Annotated in this window: 17 protein-coding genes and 1 pseudogene; 14 read left to right on the top strand and 4 right to left on the bottom strand. The window is 67.3% G+C overall.

Annotated features, from left to right (window positions below):
* The 4 genes from K309_RS0130785 to K309_RS42630 form a co-directional block, all read left to right on the top strand.
* A partial coding sequence (locus tag K309_RS0130785; protein WP_029049909.1) for a porin occupies positions 1 to 924 on the top strand: 924 nt, incomplete at its 5' end.
* A 170-nt stretch (positions 925 to 1,094) separates the two neighbouring features.
* Positions 1,095 to 2,156 (top strand): patatin-like phospholipase family protein, encoded by a 1,062-nt coding sequence (locus K309_RS0130780; protein ID WP_029049908.1) that lies wholly within the window; start codon positions 1,095 to 1,097, stop codon positions 2,154 to 2,156.
* Positions 2,156 to 2,308, top strand: coding sequence for a type 2 periplasmic-binding domain-containing protein (locus tag K309_RS42635; protein WP_198030888.1), 153 nt, complete (start codon positions 2,156 to 2,158; stop codon positions 2,306 to 2,308). Before K309_RS0130780 ends, K309_RS42635 begins: the two co-directional genes overlap by 1 nt.
* The gene (locus K309_RS42630; RefSeq protein ID WP_198030887.1) at positions 2,305 to 2,448 is read left to right on the top strand and encodes a hypothetical protein; all 144 of its coding nucleotides are present in this window, start codon (positions 2,305 to 2,307) and stop codon (positions 2,446 to 2,448) included. Before K309_RS42635 ends, K309_RS42630 begins: the two co-directional genes overlap by 4 nt.
* Positions 2,449 to 2,462: 14 nt before the next feature.
* Here K309_RS42630 and K309_RS0130765 read toward each other — a convergent pair whose 3' ends face one another.
* Together K309_RS0130765 and K309_RS0130760 are read right to left on the bottom strand one after the other, a co-directional pair.
* Complete coding sequence (locus K309_RS0130765; RefSeq protein WP_029049907.1) at positions 2,463 to 3,938, bottom strand: PQQ-dependent sugar dehydrogenase; 1,476 nt, start codon at positions 3,936 to 3,938, stop codon at positions 2,463 to 2,465.
* 72 nt (positions 3,939 to 4,010) lie between these two features.
* Positions 4,011 to 4,562 carry a MarR family winged helix-turn-helix transcriptional regulator gene (locus K309_RS0130760; protein WP_029049906.1) on the bottom strand — a complete coding sequence of 184 codons (552 nt, stop codon included), beginning with the start codon at positions 4,560 to 4,562 and terminating at the stop codon, positions 4,011 to 4,013.
* Positions 4,563 to 4,655: 93 nt separating this feature from the next.
* On the opposite strand from K309_RS0130760, the gene K309_RS0130755 reads away from it, so the two are divergent.
* From K309_RS0130755 to K309_RS0130740, 4 genes are all read left to right on the top strand, one after another.
* Complete coding sequence (locus K309_RS0130755; RefSeq protein WP_029049905.1) at positions 4,656 to 5,633, top strand: Bug family tripartite tricarboxylate transporter substrate binding protein; 978 nt, start codon at positions 4,656 to 4,658, stop codon at positions 5,631 to 5,633.
* Between the two features lie 19 nt (positions 5,634 to 5,652).
* The gene (locus tag K309_RS0130750) at positions 5,653 to 7,212 is read left to right on the top strand and encodes a sulfatase-like hydrolase/transferase (protein WP_029049904.1); all 1,560 of its coding nucleotides are present in this window, start codon (positions 5,653 to 5,655) and stop codon (positions 7,210 to 7,212) included.
* Positions 7,213 to 7,269: 57 nt separating this feature from the next.
* The gene (gene rocF, locus K309_RS0130745) at positions 7,270 to 8,190 is read left to right on the top strand and encodes an arginase (protein ID WP_029049903.1); all 921 of its coding nucleotides are present in this window, start codon (positions 7,270 to 7,272) and stop codon (positions 8,188 to 8,190) included.
* A 166-nt stretch (positions 8,191 to 8,356) separates the two neighbouring features.
* Positions 8,357 to 8,881, top strand: coding sequence for a host attachment protein (locus K309_RS0130740; protein WP_029049902.1), 525 nt, complete (start codon positions 8,357 to 8,359; stop codon positions 8,879 to 8,881).
* A gap of 79 nt (positions 8,882 to 8,960) precedes the next feature.
* Here the strand turns inward: K309_RS0130740 and K309_RS42095 are convergent, their stop codons facing one another.
* Positions 8,961 to 9,224, bottom strand: coding sequence for a hypothetical protein (locus K309_RS42095; RefSeq protein WP_156914503.1), 264 nt, complete (start codon positions 9,222 to 9,224; stop codon positions 8,961 to 8,963).
* Between the two features lie 263 nt (positions 9,225 to 9,487).
* Positions 9,488 to 10,198, bottom strand: a complete 711-nt coding sequence (locus K309_RS0130730) for a GntR family transcriptional regulator (RefSeq protein WP_029049901.1) — start codon at positions 10,196 to 10,198, stop codon at positions 9,488 to 9,490.
* A 216-nt stretch (positions 10,199 to 10,414) separates the two neighbouring features.
* On the opposite strand from K309_RS0130730, the gene K309_RS0130725 reads away from it, so the two are divergent.
* The 6 genes and pseudogenes from K309_RS0130725 to K309_RS0130700 form a co-directional block, all read left to right on the top strand.
* Positions 10,415 to 11,323: a TauD/TfdA dioxygenase family protein gene (locus K309_RS0130725; RefSeq protein ID WP_029049900.1), complete on the top strand. Its 909-nt coding sequence runs from the start codon at positions 10,415 to 10,417 to the stop codon at positions 11,321 to 11,323.
* Positions 11,324 to 11,370: 47 nt separating this feature from the next.
* Positions 11,371 to 12,792 (top strand): annotated as a pseudogene (locus K309_RS37990) (aldehyde dehydrogenase family protein).
* 168 nt (positions 12,793 to 12,960) lie between these two features.
* A complete protein-coding gene (locus tag K309_RS0130715; protein ID WP_029049899.1) occupies positions 12,961 to 14,157 on the top strand; it encodes an AI-2E family transporter in 1,197 nt (398 codons plus the stop codon).
* Between the two features lie 128 nt (positions 14,158 to 14,285).
* Positions 14,286 to 14,501: a hypothetical protein gene (locus K309_RS0130710; RefSeq protein WP_029049898.1), complete on the top strand. Its 216-nt coding sequence runs from the start codon at positions 14,286 to 14,288 to the stop codon at positions 14,499 to 14,501.
* 127 nt (positions 14,502 to 14,628) lie between these two features.
* Positions 14,629 to 14,838, top strand: coding sequence for a DUF3079 domain-containing protein (locus K309_RS40715; RefSeq protein ID WP_084402623.1), 210 nt, complete (start codon positions 14,629 to 14,631; stop codon positions 14,836 to 14,838).
* A gap of 249 nt (positions 14,839 to 15,087) precedes the next feature.
* Positions 15,088 to 16,300: NAD-dependent succinate-semialdehyde dehydrogenase (locus K309_RS0130700; RefSeq protein ID WP_029049897.1), on the top strand; the 1,213-nt coding region annotated here is incomplete at its 3' end.

The raw sequence follows: 16,300 nt of genomic DNA, 5'->3' as shown, positions 1-16,300 counted from the left end.
GGCGGCATCAAGGCTCTCTTCGTGCTCGAAAGCGGCTTCGGCATCGACAACGGCTTGTCGCAGCAAAGCGGCCGGCTGTTCGGCCGCCAGGCATACGTGGGCGTCCAAAGCGACCGTTTCGGCCAGGTCAGCCTTGGCCGGCAATACACCTCGATGTTCGAGGCGCTGGCCAACTTCTCTCCGACCGCCTATGCCACACAGTATGAGCCGGTCGTCATGCAATCCGGGCCCAACTACCGCGCGGACAACACCGTCAAGTACTCCGGGAAGTTCGGGGGACTGACGGCGCTCGCGCACTGGTCCTTCGGCGTCGGGGTTGCCTTGCCCGCCTCGGTAGGATTCCCCATTCCGATCGGCGGCAATGGCGAAGTCCCCGGGCAGTTCCGACGCGACACCGCCTATGGCGGGGCGCTGGCTTACACGTTCGGCCCGTTCGCCGCGACGGCCGGCTATGACCAGTGGAATCCCACCATCGGCACCGGCACCGGCACCATGAAGAAGGCCGTGGTAGGCGCCAGCTATGCCTTCGGCCCGGCCAAGATCATGGGCGGCTACCGCTGGGGCCAGAACAGGAACGCGGCCGATGTCCTGATCCAGCGCGACGACTTCTACTGGATCGGCGCCAACTACCAGGTCACGCCGGCGCTCGCGCTTACGCTCGAGTACAACTACGACGATCTCAAGAACCTTTACGGCAACACGAGCGTGGCCAACCCGTGGCAGATCTCCTTCGTGGCCGACTACTCGCTGTCCAAACGCACCGATCTTTACCTGACCACGGCCTATGCCAAGAACGCCGGGTTGATGCTCGAGTCGCTGGCGACCTTCTATGCCAACAGCCTGTCTCTAGGTAACAGCTATGTCCTCGGTAACGGTCAGAGCAACATGCTTGGCGTCGCCTTAGGCGTCCGGCACAGGTTTTAAGTGCGCGGGGAGCGTGATAGAGCATTCTTCTGTTGCGATTCTGCGCCAGCCCGCCGTGCCCGGCCGGCGCAACACGACGCGCAAGCCCGGGCAACGGGTGAAGGATTGCCTCTGAGGCAGCGGACAATATGCGGTCAGTTGCTCTCAGCCGGAAGAACGAGGGTCGCGCCATGCCTACCAAGCCGGGAACGCGCCATGCAGGCGAAGCCCAGGGACCCGTGAAGCCCATCGCGCTCGCATTGCAGGGCGGAGGCGCCCATGGCGCCTTTGCCTGGGGCGTACTTGACCGCCTGCTCGAAGACGAACGGCTCGCCATCGAAGGCGTGAGCGCCACCAGCGCCGGCGCGATGAATGCCGTGGTACTCGCCTACGGCTTGCTCAAGGGGGGCCCGCCTGGCGCCCGCACCGCGCTGCACAACTTCTGGCAAGACGTCGCCAGCACCGCGCGGATCTACAGCCCGTTCCGCAAACTGCCATGGGACGTCTGGACGGGTCGCGGCTATGGGCTCGACAGCTCGCCGATGTACCTGCTGACCGACCTGCTGCTGCGCGTACTCTCCCCCTACCAGTTCAATCCTTTCAACTTCAACCCGCTGGGCGACGTTCTTGCCAACCATGTCGATTTCGACGCCCTGAGCCGGGATTGCCCGATCCAGCTCTACCTGTGCGCAACCAATGTCGAGACCGGCAAGGTGCGCCTGTTCTCGCACGAGGAAATCTGCCTGAAGGCGGTGCTGGCCTCGGCCTGCCTGCCGTCCCTGTTCCAGGCCGTGGAGATCGACGGCCAGCACTACTGGGACGGCGGCTATGTCGGCAACCCCGCCATCTTTCCACTGATCTATCACTGCGCCACGCGGGATGTTGTGATCGTCCATATCAACCCGGTCGTTCGCAAGGGCGTGCCAAAGACCGCGGCGGAGATTCTCAATCGCATCAACGAAGTCAGTTTCAATTCTTCGTTGATCCGCGAGCTTCGTGCGATCAGCTTCGTCACCGGTCTCATCCAGGACGGCAAGGTAGACCGGACCGAGATGAAGGAGATGCTGATCCACGCAATCCGCTCGGACCAGACCATGGCGGCGCTCGGCGTGTCCAGCAAGTTCAATGCGGACTGGGACTTTCTTTGCCACCTGCGCGACCAGGGCCACAATGAGGCCGAGCATTGGCTGGCGCAGAACTACAGCGCAATCGGCGAACGCTGCAGCGTCGACTTGCGCAAGGAATTCCTTTAATGGGCTCACGTCCAAGGCGTGCGCTCGATGCCGTGTTCCGCGACGGGGACCGCATCGTGGCGCTCGAAACGCCCTTCGCCGCGACGATCTGCAGGATGGTCAGCGAAGGCCTCGGCGTCAGCCTGGTGAACCCATCGTCAGCCGTACGATGAGGTTCCCGGGCGTGGTGGCCATCCCGTTCAAGCCCGACATCCCGTTCCGCAGCCACATGCCGCGCGCACAGCCGGCGCCGCGCGGCACGTACGCCAACTATTTCGCTGCCCGCATGCGAGCGGCCTTCGACGCGGTGTAACGCAGGGGCGAGGCTTACTGTCCGCCGACCGTCGCGTCGACCCGATACACCGCCCCGCTGGTCGCCGAAGTGCCTGCGTCCGCCAGCACATAGAGCGCCTGCGCGGCATCCACGCCAAAGGAATACACGCTGCCGGGGATCGTGACGTTCCAGTCGACCTGCTCGGCCGCGCCACCGTCGCGGAACACGAAGCTCGCCAGCCTGCCGGTGCACAGGTCCGCATGGAAGTAGCGCCCTTGCAGCGTCAGCAGCGCATCGTCCCGGTACACATAGCCGCCGACGATGGCGCAGCCGCCGGCATCATGGCTGTACTCGAACACCGGCATGGTCAGCCCGGCCGTATCGCACGTGGCGGCGCCCACGCAAGCAGTGCCCTCCATGCGGTTCCAGCCGTAGTTCAGCCCGCCACTGGTGGCCGCCGCCACGTCGACTTCCTCGCGCTGGTCCTGGCCGACATCCGCGATATACAACTGTCCGGCATCGAAGGCGAAGCGCCAGGGGTTGCGCAGTCCGTATGCCCAGATCTCGCCGCGCCTGCCGGACTGGCCGGCGAACGGATTGCCGGCAGGAATGCCATAGGGCTGGCCGGACGCGCCGCTGACATCTATGCGCAGCACTTTGCCGAGCAGCACGCCGAGGTTCTGCGCATTGCCGGACGGATCGCCCCCGCCGCCGCCATCGCCGGTGCCGATATAGAGCATCCCGTCGGGGCCGAACGCCAGCTGGCCGCCGTTGTGGTTCTGGAAGTTGCTGTGCGGGATCGACAGCAACACCGTACCGGTTGTGTCGGCAACGTCGGGATTGCTCGCGGAAACCTGGTAGCGCGCTACGGTGATGGCGCCGTTGTTATCGGTGTAGTAGACGAAGAAGCGGCCGTTGCTGGCATAGGCCGGGTCGAATGCCATCGACAGCAGGCCGCGTTCGCCGTCGGTGGTGGTCAGTGCATCGATGTCGAGGAAGGGCGTGCCCAGCAGCGAGCCGTTGCGCACGACGCGGATGCGCCCGGCGCGCTCCACGATGAACAGGCGCGCGTCGCCCGCGGGCGCGGTGAGATAAATCGGCTCGGCCAGGCCGCCTGCCACTTGCGTCAGCGACAGGCGCACCGGCTGTGGCGAGCCATAGACGACGTTTGCCGTGGCGCCCGCGCCGGTGCCGACGCTCACCGACTGGGCCGGCGGCTGCGGCTGGTATTGGCTGGTCCCGGCGAGCACATCGGTAGCGCTGACCGTATAGGTGCCGGTGGCAAGGTTGGACAGCGTTGTCGACTGGGCGACGGCCTGGCGGTATTCCCCCGGACCGGTCACCGTGACCGCCGCCGGCGTGCCGGACGGCAGGCCAGTTACTGTCAACGACAGCGTTCCCGGACCTCCGCCGCTACCGCCGGCGTTGCCGGAACTGCCCCCATCGCCGCCACCGCCGCCGCACGCCGCCAGACCCAGGCAGCAGGCAAGAAGCCATTGGCACAGCGAAGTTCTTAATGAGACTGACATGATGCGCTCCTGCCACCCCGGCGCCAGCAGCCACGCAAGAACCGCTCCATGCCGTGGCAAGGTTTGCCTGCGCTACCCCTTGCTGCCCCGCCATACTTGCAGCGGATCCCAGGCCGGCGCCGCGTCTTCCGGCCGCGGCAAGGCCTGCGCCTGCTCCATCATGGCCTCGGCCCGCGCCTGGAGCTTGTCCAGGCAGCGCGACAGCACGCGCGCTTCTTCGGCGCTCAGGCATGCCGCCAGCTCGCGGTTGAAGGCACGCGCCAGCGCAAAGGCGCGGCGGTAGACCGCTTCGCCTTTCTCCGTCAGCGTGAACGCTGCGGCGCGCCGGTCCTGCGCGCGCGCCTCGCGCCGCACCAGGCCGCGTTCGACCAGCGCGTGGACGGCCCGGCTGGCCAGCACCTTGTCCAGGCCGGCACTTTGCGCCAGCTCGGTCAGCCGCGTGCCCGGCTGCTCACCCAGAAAGGCAATCATGCGCCATTCGCGCCGGGTAACGCCAGCCCTGGCGCGCAGGTGCAGCCCGGCGCCGCCCAGCGCCACGCGGTTCAGGTGATAGACCCGGTAGTTGATGAAATCGCTTAGCCGTTCGGGCCGCTGCAGCCGGCTGCCGCCGTCGTCATGTGTCATGCGACATCCGCGAATTAGTTGACTTTGTCAATTATATCGACGGATGTTAGCGTGCCACCCATACCAAATGACAACCCCGACGAGGAGACCCCCGTGAGCCCCCGCAACTGCCTTCCCCGCCTTGCCGCCTGCCTGGCGGCCATTGCCACTGCCTGGGCGCTGCCCGCCGGCGCGCAGTCGGAGCGCCCGCTGCGCATTCTGGTCGGCTACCCCGCCGGTGGCACCGCCGACCTGGCCGCGCGCCTGGTCGGCGACAAGCTGCGCGAGACGCTGAACCAGAACGTCGTGGTGGAGAACAAGCCGGGCGCCGGCGGCCGGCTGGTGATGGACTATGCGCGCACGCAGCCCGCCGACGGCCATACGCTGGTGGTTGCCAATTCCGCAGTGATGACGATCGCGCCGCTGGTCTACCGCAAGCTCAACTACGACATCCAGCGCGACTTTGTCCCGGTGGCGCAGGCAGCCAACTTCCAGCTCGCGCTGGCCACCGGCCCCGGCAGCCCGGCGCGCTCGCTCAAGGATTACGTGGCGTGGCTCAAGGCAGGCCCCCAGAACAACTCCTATGCCTCGCCGGCGCTGGGCAGCATCCCGCATTTCTTCGGGCTGATGATCGGCAAGCAGGTCGGCGTGGAGATGCTGCATGTTCCGTTCAACGGCTCGGCGCCGCTGATGAGCGCGCTGGTGGGCGGTCAGGTGCCGGCCTCGGTCGATACCCTGGCCGACCTGACCGAGATGCACCGCGCCGGCAAGGTGCGCGTGCTGGCCACTTCCGGCACGCAGCGCTCGGTGGCGCTGCCCGATGTGCCGACCTTCACCGAGCTGGGCTACAAGGGCATCGAGGGCGAAGGCCGCTACGGCGTGCTGGCGCCTGCCGGCACGCCGCGCCCGGTGCTGGACAAGCTCAACGCCGCCATCGTCAAGGCAGTGCAGTCGCCCGACGTGCGCGACAAGTTCCTGAAATTGGGGCTGGAACCGGCCACAGGTACTGCCGACGCGTTTGCCGGCCTGCTGAAGGCGGACGCTGCCAGGTGGACGCCAGTGGTGAAGGCCTCCGGCTATACCGGCGACTGACAAGCCGTAGCGAGCCACCATGCCGATCCGCAATACCCTGTTCATCATGTGCGACCAGTTGCGCCGCGACCACCTGGGCTGCTACGGGCACCCCACGCTGCGCACGCGCAATATCGACGCGCTGGCCGCGCGCGGCGTGCGTTTCGACCGCGCCTTCGTCACCTCCGGCGTCTGTGGCCCCAGCCGCATGAGCTTCTACACCGGCCGCTACGTCAGCAGCCACGGCGCCACCTGGAACCGCGTGCCGCTGTCGGTCGGCGAAGTCACGCTGGGCGAGTACCTGAAGGACAGCGGCCGCGCGCTGGCGCTGGCGGGCAAGACCCACGTGATGCCCGACAACGCCAACCTGAAGCGCCTGCACCTGGACGGCGGCACCGAGCTGGAGACGCTGCTGCGCAGCGGCCATTTCACCGAAGTCGACCGCCACGACGGCCACCATGCCGAGCCGCGCGGCGCCTATGCCGACTGGCTGCGCCGGCAAGGCTACGACAGCGCCGACCCGTGGACCGACTACGTCATCAGCGCCGAGAACGCGCATGGCGAGATCGTCTCCGGCTGGCACATGCGCAATGCCGGCCTGCCCGCGCGCGTGGCCGAGCCGCACTCCGAGACGGCGTACACCGTCGACCAGGCCATGCAGTACATCGGCGCACGCGGCGACGAGCCATGGGTGCTGCACCTGTCGCTGGTCAAGCCGCACTGGCCATACCTTGCGCCCGCGCCCTATCACGCCGCGTACAAGCTCGACGACTGCCTGCCGCTGCGCCGCCATGCCGCCGAGCTGGAGGATCCGCACCCGGTGCTGTCGGCGTACCGCACGCAGGAGGAATGCGCCAACTTCATGCGCCAGGAAGTGTCGGATACGGTGCGCCCCGCCTATCAGGGCCTGATCCAGCAGATCGACGACCGCCTCGGCCTGCTGTGGAACCAGCTGGAACGCCTTGGCCGATGGCAGGACACGCTGATCGTCTTTACCGCCGACCATGGCGACTTCCTCGGCGACCACTGGCTGGGCGAGAAGGAACAGTTCTACGACACCGTGCAGAACGTGCCGCTGATCGTCTACGATCCCTCTCCCGAGGCCGATGCCACCCGCGGCAGCGCGCGGCAGGACATGGTGTCGGCTGTCGACGTGGTGCCGACGGTGCTCGACGCTCTGGGGCTGCCGCCCGCCGGCCACCGCATCGAAGGCCGTTCGCTGCTGGACCTGACCCGCTCGCGCGGTGCAGGGCAATGGCGCGATTTTGTCGTTTCAGAACTCGACTACGCCTACCGCGGCGCACGGGTCGCGCTGGGCCGCCACCCGGGCGAGTGCCGAGCCTGGATGGTGCGTGACACACGCTGGAAATATGTCCACTGGCAAGGCTTCCGGCCACAGCTGTTCGACCTGGAAAACGATCCGGACGAGTACCTCGACCTGGGCGCAGACCCCGGCCGTGAAGCTGTGCGCAATGCCATGCGGCTACGGCTGCTGGACTGGTTCTGCACACTCAAGCCGCGCGTGACCGTGACCAATGAGGAAGTCGCGGCCAAGACCAGCGTGTACAAGCAGGCTGGCGTGTTCTTCGGCGTGTGGTGAGCCCGGCGGGTACGGAACCTGCAAACGCATGGGCGTCCGCACTCACCGCATCCCGCCATGAAACCTGTCACGCTGATTGGCGCCCCCACCGACGTCGGGGCCGGCACGCGCGGCTGCTCGATGGGCCCCGAGGCGCTGCGCGTCGCCGGCCTGGCACAGGCGCTGTCACGCAACAACCTGCTGGTCGAGGACGCCGGCAACGTGGCCGGCCCCGCCAATCCGTGGCAACCGCCGCAGGACGGCATGCGCCACCTCGACGAAGTCGTGGCGTGGAACCGTGCCGTCTATGACACCTGCCTCGGCACGCTGCAGGCGGGCCGGCTGCCACTGCTGATGGGCGGCGACCATTGCCTGGCGATCGGCTCGATCAGCGCCGCGGCGCGCCATTGCCGCGATACCGGCAAGACCCTGATGGTGCTGTGGCTCGATGCGCACGCCGACGCCAATATCGGCGCCACCACGCCCACCGGCAACATGCATGGCATGCCGGTGGCCTGCCTGTGCGGGCACGGCCCTGCGCCGCTGACCACGCTGGCCGGCGCGACGCCGGCGGTGGAGCGCAGCGCGATCCGGCAGATCGGCATCCGCAGCGTCGATGCGGCGGAAAAGCGCCGCCTGCACGAACTGCAGCTGGCGGTGTACGACATGCGCTACATCGACGAGAACGGCATGCGCCACACCATGCAGCAGGCGCTGTCCGGCATCGACGCGCAGACGCACCTGCACGTCAGCTTCGACGTGGATTTCCTGGACGGCGTGATCGCGCCTGGCGTGGGCACCGCCGTGCCGGGCGGACCGACCTACCGCGAGACCCAGCTCTGCATGGAAATGATTGCCGATACCGGCCGGCTGGCATCGCTCGACGTGATGGAGCTGAACCCGGCCTGCGACGTGCGCAACCAGACCGGGCAACTGGCAGTGGACCTGGTGGAAAGCCTGTTCGGAAAATCGACGCTGTGGCGTCCGCCGCCCGCCTGAAAAAGTTGCACGGCGTGCCTGTCGATACTGCAACGCCATGCCGCTTGCGGCACCCGGGCGCCCGCGGGGCGCGCGAACCGGCGCTGCCGCAGGCCGGCGGGCGGTGGCGTACCCCTTGCAACACCGGTAATCAGGCCCACCATTCGGGCCGGCAACCGGAGCGATCATGAAGAACATCTGGATCCTTGTGGCGGACGAATCCGTCGCCCGCGTCTTTGCCTCGCATGCAGACGCCGCCCCGCTGGCGGTGGTGGAAGAAATTACCGATGCCGCCGCGCACGCTGACCGCGCCGACCTGCGCCGCGACGCCTACGGCCGGCGTGGCCAGGCCGCCTCGCAAGGCGATGCCGGTCACCCCGGCGCGCACCAGGTCGGCCCGTCCACGGTGACGTCGTCCGCGGGCGAGGATGAACTGCACCAGGAAGCACAGCTGTTCGCGCACCGCGTCGCGGACCTCCTGGCGGACGCGCGCAACAAGCAGCGCTATGAAGAACTCGTGCTGATCGCGGCGCCGCGCTTCCTGGGGCTGCTGCGCAAGACCTTGCCGGCTTCCGTCACCGGCGTGGTGACGCGCGAGATCGGCAAGGACTTGATCAACATTCCCAACAACGAGCTGCAGCAAAGGCTGGCCGACGAAGGCGTGGTACCGGCGCGCCGCGATGAACGCGTGAATATGGGAAGGGACCGCTAAGGACTGCGCCGCTAAGGACTGCGCCGGCGTAGCGGCCGACCGCACGCCGGTGCGGTCAGCCGCGCGCGGCAGCGCGCGCTTAGCGCGCGGTACCCGAGCCGCTGGTCGAGCCGCTGGAGCCGCTGGACGTGCCGCCAGGGCTGGTGGTGCTGGTCGCGCCGGACGTGCCGGGTGAAGTGCTGGAGCTCGGCGAGCCATAGCCGCTGCGGCTGCGTTGCTGTTCAGACACCGAGCCGGAACCCGACAGCGATCCCGATCCGCTGGTGCTGCCGGTCGCGGTGCAGCCAGCCAGGAAGCCAAGCGAGGCGAGCAATGCAGTGCCGAGGCGTAGCGTCGTTTTCATGTGGTCCTCCGTCTTGCAGGTTGCGGCCGGGCCTTGCATCGACGCAGAACCGGCCGGCGAGCGCGCTGGAATCGCCGCTCCGCTGCGTCATTACGCAACTGACGTACCAGTAGTCGGAGGCGATGCCAGCAATGGGCTACCGTTGCCCGACCAGTGGCGGGAAAGGACCGGATTCCGGGCTTGCTGCAGTCAGAAGTGCGCGGCGGGTAAAACTTACCGCGCGGCCGGGTGTCGTGTAGTTCAACGCTTACAGAAAAGCGATCCTAGCGCCTGAGCGTCCATTTGTACGCGTAGCGGTCCGGGCGGAACAGCAGTTCGGCGCAGAGCAGCGGCGTGCCATCGATATCGTACGGGGTGGAACGCACCCGCAGCAGCGGCTCGCCCTCGGCGACGCCCAGGCGCCTGGCCACTTCAGCCGGCGCGGCCACGGCGGATGCCTCCATCGTCGATTCCTTGATGCGGTAGCCGAGCCGGCTTTCGAGCACCGACATCGCGTCATTGGTCTCCAGGTCTTCCTGTACCAGCCTGCGCATCGCCGGCTCGCGCCCAAGCAGCGTGAAATACGCCACCGGCGCATCGTCCCAGAAGCGCACCGTCGACACGCTCAACACCTTCTCAGCGGGTTCCAGGTCGAGCACGCGCGACACGAACGCCGGGGCGCGAACCAGCTTGACCGACGCCAGCTTGCCGTATGCCAGCTGGCCGCGGGCACGGGCGGTTTCGTAGAAGCCCGTCAGCGCGCCAAGGCTCGGCGTGTCGGTGGGGCGCGTGACGAAGCTGCCCTTGCCGTTGACCTTTTCGATCAGCCCGGCATTGTGCAGGCCAGACAAGGCCTGGCGCACAGTGATCCGGCTCACGGCGAATTCCGTCATCAGCTCGGCCTCGGACGGCAGCTTGGCGCCCGGACCCAGCTGGTTGCGGACGATCCGCTCCCGGATCTCGTTCTCGATTTCCTTGAATCTTGGCAGCGCCACGTTGTGTTCCGCCTGGCGGCGGCTCCGATGGGGGGAATCAGGAATTATACCTATCATGACAGGTCAGGTCGCAAACCCGCTTGACCTGTTATAACAGGTAATGGCAGTATCGCATCGCCAGCGCATGCCAGCGCCCCGGTTTTCTCGGACCGATCACGGCCGCCCGTACCGCACGGGAGCCACGCACACCTAACAAGCCACCCAAGGAGACAACCCATGCCAGCCACCGCCCTGACCCTCAGCCCGGAGGCCTTCCGCGCGCAAGACCCGGCCTCCTGGCCGTTCACCGTGCGCCGCTGCACGCCCACCATTGGCGCCGAAGTCGAAGGCATCGATTTCCGCGAAACCCTGGATGAAGCCACCTACCTGGCGCTGCGCGCCGCGCTGCTGACGCACAAGGTGCTGTTCTTCCGCAAGCAGGCGATCACGCCGGCGCAGCACGTGGCCGTCGCGCGCCGCTTTGGCGAACTCGAAGTGCATCCGATGTTCACCAACCATCCCGAGCATCCCGAGCTGGTGGTGTTCGGCCGCGATGGTGAGAAGCGGGGTCGCGAGAACCTGTACCACTCCGATGTGTCCTGGCGCGAGATTCCCTCGATGGGCTCGATGCTGCGCTGCATTACCTGCCCCGAGGTGGGCGGCGACACCATCTGGATCAACATGGCCGCGGCTTATGAAAAACTGCCCGAGGACGTGAAGGCGCGCATTGCCAACCTGAAGGCGGTCCATGACGCGATGCCCGCCTTTGGCGCCGCGCTGTCCGACGAAAAGTATGAAGAAATGCGCGCCAAGTACCCGCCGATGGTGCACCCGGTGGTGCGCACCCATCCGGAAACCGGCGAGAAGATTCTCTTCGTCAACGAGGCCTTCACCACGCATTTCGCCAACTTCGTCAAGGAACAGTCCTACCGCATCGGCTCGGACTATCGCCCGGCCGAACTGGACCTGCTGCAATACCTGTACCGCCAGGCGGCGGCGCCCGAATACCAGGTGCGCCTGCGCTGGCAGCCCGACACCATCGCCCTGTGGGACAACCGCTCCACGCAGCACTACGCGGTGCAGGACTACTTCCCTGCCGTGCGCCACATGAACCGCGCCACCATCATCGGCGAGCGTCCGGCATGAGCGGCCCTTCCCCATCGATTTCTCCATCGATCTGCGAGGCAAACCCGATGAAACTCGTCGACAAGTTCTACATCAACGGCCAGTGGGTGCAACCCGCCGCGGGCGCGGCCCAGGCCGATCTCATCGATCCGGCCACCGAGTCGGTGGCGGGCAAGGTCGCCATGGGCACGGCTGCGGACGTGGACCATGCGGTAGCCGCCGCGCGCGCAGCCTTTCCGGCGTGGTCGGCGTCCACCCGCGAGGACCGCATCGCCCTGCTCGAACGCATCATGGCCGCATACAAGGCACGTCTGGGCGACCTGGCGCAGGCGGTGCGGCAGGAGATCGGCGCGCCGATCACCGTTGCCACCAACCTGCAGGCCGCGATCGGCCTGGCGCAATTGCAGGCCACGGTGCAGGCGTTGCGCGAGTTCGAATTCGAAAGCCAGCGCGGCAAGAGCTATCTCCTGCGCGAAGCCATCGGCGTGGCGGCGCTGATCACGCCCTGGAACTGGCCGCTGAACCAGATCGCCGCCAAGGTGGCGCCGGCGCTGGCGGCGGGCTGCACCGTGGTGCTCAAGCCATCGGAAATCGCGCCGCTCGACGCACGGATCTTTGCCGAGATCATGGATGCCGCCGGCACGCCGCCGGGTGTATTTAACATGGTCTTCGGCTAAGGCCGCGTGGTCGGCACGGCGCTGTCGTCGCACCGCGATGTCGACATGGTCTCGATCACCGGCTCGACCCGCGCCGGCGTCGAGGTGGCGGTCAGCGCCGCGCCGACGGTCAAGCGCGTGACGCAGGAACTTGGCGGCAAGTCGCCGCTGGTGATCCTGGATGACGCCGACCTGCAGGCCGCCGTGACCAGCGGCGTCGCCCAGGTGATGCTGAACTCCGGGCAGACCTGCATCGCGCCGACCCGCATGCTGGTGCCGCGCGCGCAGTATGAACAGGCGGTGCGGATCGCCGCAGCGGCGGCCAACGCGGTCACGGTCGGCGACCCCGCCGATGCGCAGACCAGGATGGGGCCGATCTCGAACCGCGCGCAGTACGAGAAGGTGCAGCGGCTGATCGGCATCGGCATCGAGGAAGGGGCGCGCGTGGCCGCCGGCGGCCCGGGCCGTCCCGACGGGATCGCGCAAGGTTTCTATGCTCGTCCGACCATCTTTGCCGACGTGCGCAACGACATGACCATTGCGCGCGAGGAGATCTTCGGGCCGGTCCTCTGCATACTGCCTTACGACACGGAAGACGACGCCGTGGCCATCGCCAACGATACGGAATTCGGCCTGGCTGCGTATATCGCGTCGTCCAACCCCGAGCGCACCCGCAAGCTGGCCGCGCGTCTGCGCGCCGGCAGCGTGCGCATCAATGGCGCATCGATGGACATCTCGGTGCCGTTCGGCGGCTACAAGGCCTCGGGCAACGGTCGCGAGTTCGGCCCGGAAGGCATCGCCGAGTATCTCGAAACCAAGACCGTCACCGGCTGACCGCCGTTAAAGCCCGGCCAGGTGCGCTCAGGCGGCCTTGCCGGGCGGGGGATGGACGTCCTGCCGCCATTGTCTGACACCAGCAGTCGGCGACGTCCGACAGCCACGCGCCACGGGCCAGCTATCTTTCATAGACAGCGCCAGGCCTTTTGCCGAAGGCGCCTGGATATGGCGACCGTTCCCGACCCCGCTCCCTCCCCGATCCCGCATGCCGAGCCGCCCGCCCCTGCCGAAGTAGACGGGCCGGCAGCGCCGGCCGACGCCCCGATGGTGGCGGTCGCGCCCGCCACAGTGTCCGCGGCGCTGCAGCGTGCCAGCACGGCGCTGGTCGTGCTGGCAGTGCTGTTCTCGCTCTATGCCGTGCATCTCGCCCGCGATTTCCTGGTGCCGGTGGTGATTGCAGTCGTGCTCGCCTACCTGCTCGACCCGGTGGTGTCCGCGCTGCAGCGGCTGGGCGTACCGCGCGTGGCGGCCGGCACTGTAGTGCTGCTGGCGCTGCTGTGCGCGCTGCTCATCGGCGCGTACCTGTTGCAAGGCCAGGTGGAGTCCATCGTCAACAGCCTGCCCGAGGTTGCCAGCAAGCTGTCGCGCTCGGTCGGCGCCCTGCTGAGCGGCGACGATTCGATGTGGCAGAAGGTCCGGCGCGCCGCCACCATGCTCAGCGGCGCCGGGCAGCCGCCGGTGCGCGTACCGCACGTGGTGGTCGACCACTCGGGGGACCAGATCAACAGCATGCTGCTGGCCGGTTCAGTGAGCATCTTCACCATGGCCGGCCAGGCAGTAGTAGTGGTGTTCCTGCTGTACTTCCTGCTGCTGGCGGGCGACACCTTCAAGCGCAAATTCATCAAGATGGTCGGCAATACCATCTCCGAAAAGAAAATCAGCGTGCACATGCTGGACGAGGTCAACCGCTCGATCCAGCGTTACATGGGCATGCTCCTGGCGACCAATGCGGCGCTGGGGGTCTGTACCTGGCTGCTGCTGAAATGGCTGGGAGTCAATAATGCGGGCAGTTGGTCGATCGCCGCGGCGGCGCTGCACCTGGTGCCCTACTTTGGCGCGATGGCGATCGCGGTGTGCCTGGGCATGGTGACGTTCATGCAGTTCGGCACGCTGGGGATGGCTGCGGCAGCCGCGGGCGGTTCGCTGCTGATCGCCACGCTGATCGGCTCGCTCGTCACCACCTGGATGACCGGGCGCATGGCCAGGATGAATGCCGTCGCGGTGTTCGTCGCGCTGCTGCTCTTCACTTGGCTGTGGGGCGTGTGGGGCATGCTGCTGGCGATCCCGTTGATCACCATCGCCAAGGTCGTGGCAGATCACATCGAAGGCCTGGAAGTGGTGGCGGAGTTCCTTGGCGAATAGTCGGTTCGCTTGCCCACGCGCCGGCGCAACGCCGGCCCGGACCCGCGCCCCGTCCGCGCATCTATACTCGATCTACGGATGCTGCACCACAGCATTTTCCTGGCGGAATTCGTGCTGGAGGAACCAACATGCCTTTGTGCGACCTTTGCCTGTCGCAGCTGGACCGGCCGGGCCATTTCCCGCCCCATGCGGGCCTGCTGAACTCTGCGACGCTGCGCACCGCCAGCGGCCAGAACGCCTTCGTGTACCGCTGTAGCGATTGCGGCGAAAGCCTGCTGCTGGCCTCTGCCGACGGCGAGGCACCGGACCGGTGGACACGGCTGGACGCCGATGGCTGGCGCTGAGGCTGGAACTGGCGCAATCGGCAAGTCAGCGCTGCGCTTCGGCCCGCCTTGATCCTGGGCAAATCTGCATTGCATGGGGAGCCGGATAATCTGGCTCAAGCGGGCCATTTCCCCCGCCAACCACGCCATGGCCAAGAAATTTCCATTGCACCCAAGCCATCCCGAGCGCGTCTGCTGGGGTTGCGACAAATATTGCCCGACCGACGCCATGGGATGCGGCAACGGCTCCAGCCGGACGCAACATCCCATCGAACTGCTTGGCGACGACTGGCTCGACTACGGCGACTGGGGCATCGAAGCCCCAGACGCCTCCGCGCACGGACCCGCCCCGGCCTGACCGGCCTGAGCGGCCCCCATCCCCCCCTTCACGCACCCGTCCTGCTTCTCGCGGGACGCCTGGTGCATGCCGGGTCTTTCTCAGGCATCGCGCGATGGCCGGCACGCGCGGCAGGCTCCATACGGCTTTCACGCGTTCACGCGTTCACGCGGCGGCTGCGAGAACCACGACGCGGGCGGGATTACAATCGCCTTCATGGGCTATACAGTCCTTCCCCTACCGCCCCCACAGCCTCCCACCGGAACCATTATGCTGAACCTCCAGGATTCCTCGCTGCTGCGGCAGCAGTGCTATATCGACGGCCGCTGGATCGACGGCGAACGCCGCATTGATGTCACCAACCCCGCCACCGGCGAACGCGTCGCCCAGGTGCCGCAACTGGGCGCCGACGAGGCCCGTCAGGCCATCGAAGCCGCCAACCGCGCGCTGCCCGCCTGGCGCGCGCGCACCGCCAAGGAGCGCTCGGCGCTGCTGCGCAAGTGGTTCGAGCTGATCCTCGCCAACCAGGAGGACCTTGCGCGCATCATGACCGCCGAACAGGGCAAGCCCATCGCCGAGGCACGCGGCGAGATCGCCTATGCGGCCTCGTTTATCGAATGGTTCGCCGAAGAAGGCAAGCGGGTCTATGGCGACACCATTCCCGCACCGGCCACCAACCAGCGCATCGTCGTCACCAAGGAGCCCGTTGGCGTGTGCGCGGCGATCACGCCGTGGAACTTCCCCGCGGCGATGATCACGCGCAAGGCCGGCCCTGCGCTGGCGGTCGGCTGCACCATGGTGCTCAAGCCCGCCTCGCAGACGCCGCTGACCGCGCTGGCGCTGGTTGCGCTGGCCGAGCGTGCCGGCATCCCGGCCGGCGTGCTGTCGGTGGTGACGGGGTCGGCCAGCGCCATCGGCGGCGAGATGAGCAGCAACCCGCTGGTGCGCAAGCTGACCTTCACCGGCTCGACCGAGGTGGGCCGCGTGCTGATGGCGCAGACCGCATCGACCATCAAGAAGGTGTCGATGGAGCTGGGCGGCAACGCGCCCTTCATCGTCTTCGACGATGCCGACCTCGACGCCGCGGTGGAAGGCGCGATCGTGTCGAAGTACCGCAACGCCGGCCAGACCTGCGTCTGCGCCAACCGCATCTATGTGCAGTCGGGCGTGTATGACGCCTTTGCGCAGAAGCTGGTGGCCGCGGTGGCGGCGCTCAAGGTCGGCAATGGCATGGACGACGGCGTGCGCATCGGCCCGCTGATCGACGACAAGGCCGTGGCCAAGGTGGAGGAGCATATCGCCGACGCGCTCGGCAAGGGCGCGCGCGTGCTGCACGGCGGCCAGCGCCACGCGCTCGGCCATTCGTTCTTCCAGCCGACCGTGCTGGCCGATGTCGCGCCCGGCATGCAGGTCGCGCGCGAGGAAACCTTCGGGCCGCTGGCGCCGCTGTTCCGCTTCGACACCGAGGACGAGGTCGTGGCGA

The sequence above is a fragment of the Cupriavidus phytohabitans genome, from assembly GCF_000426345.1.
Classification (GTDB): Bacteria; Pseudomonadota; Gammaproteobacteria; order Burkholderiales; family Burkholderiaceae; genus Cupriavidus.
Note: the sequence above shows the minus strand (reverse complement) of the source record. Positions and strands in the feature narration are given on the sequence as shown.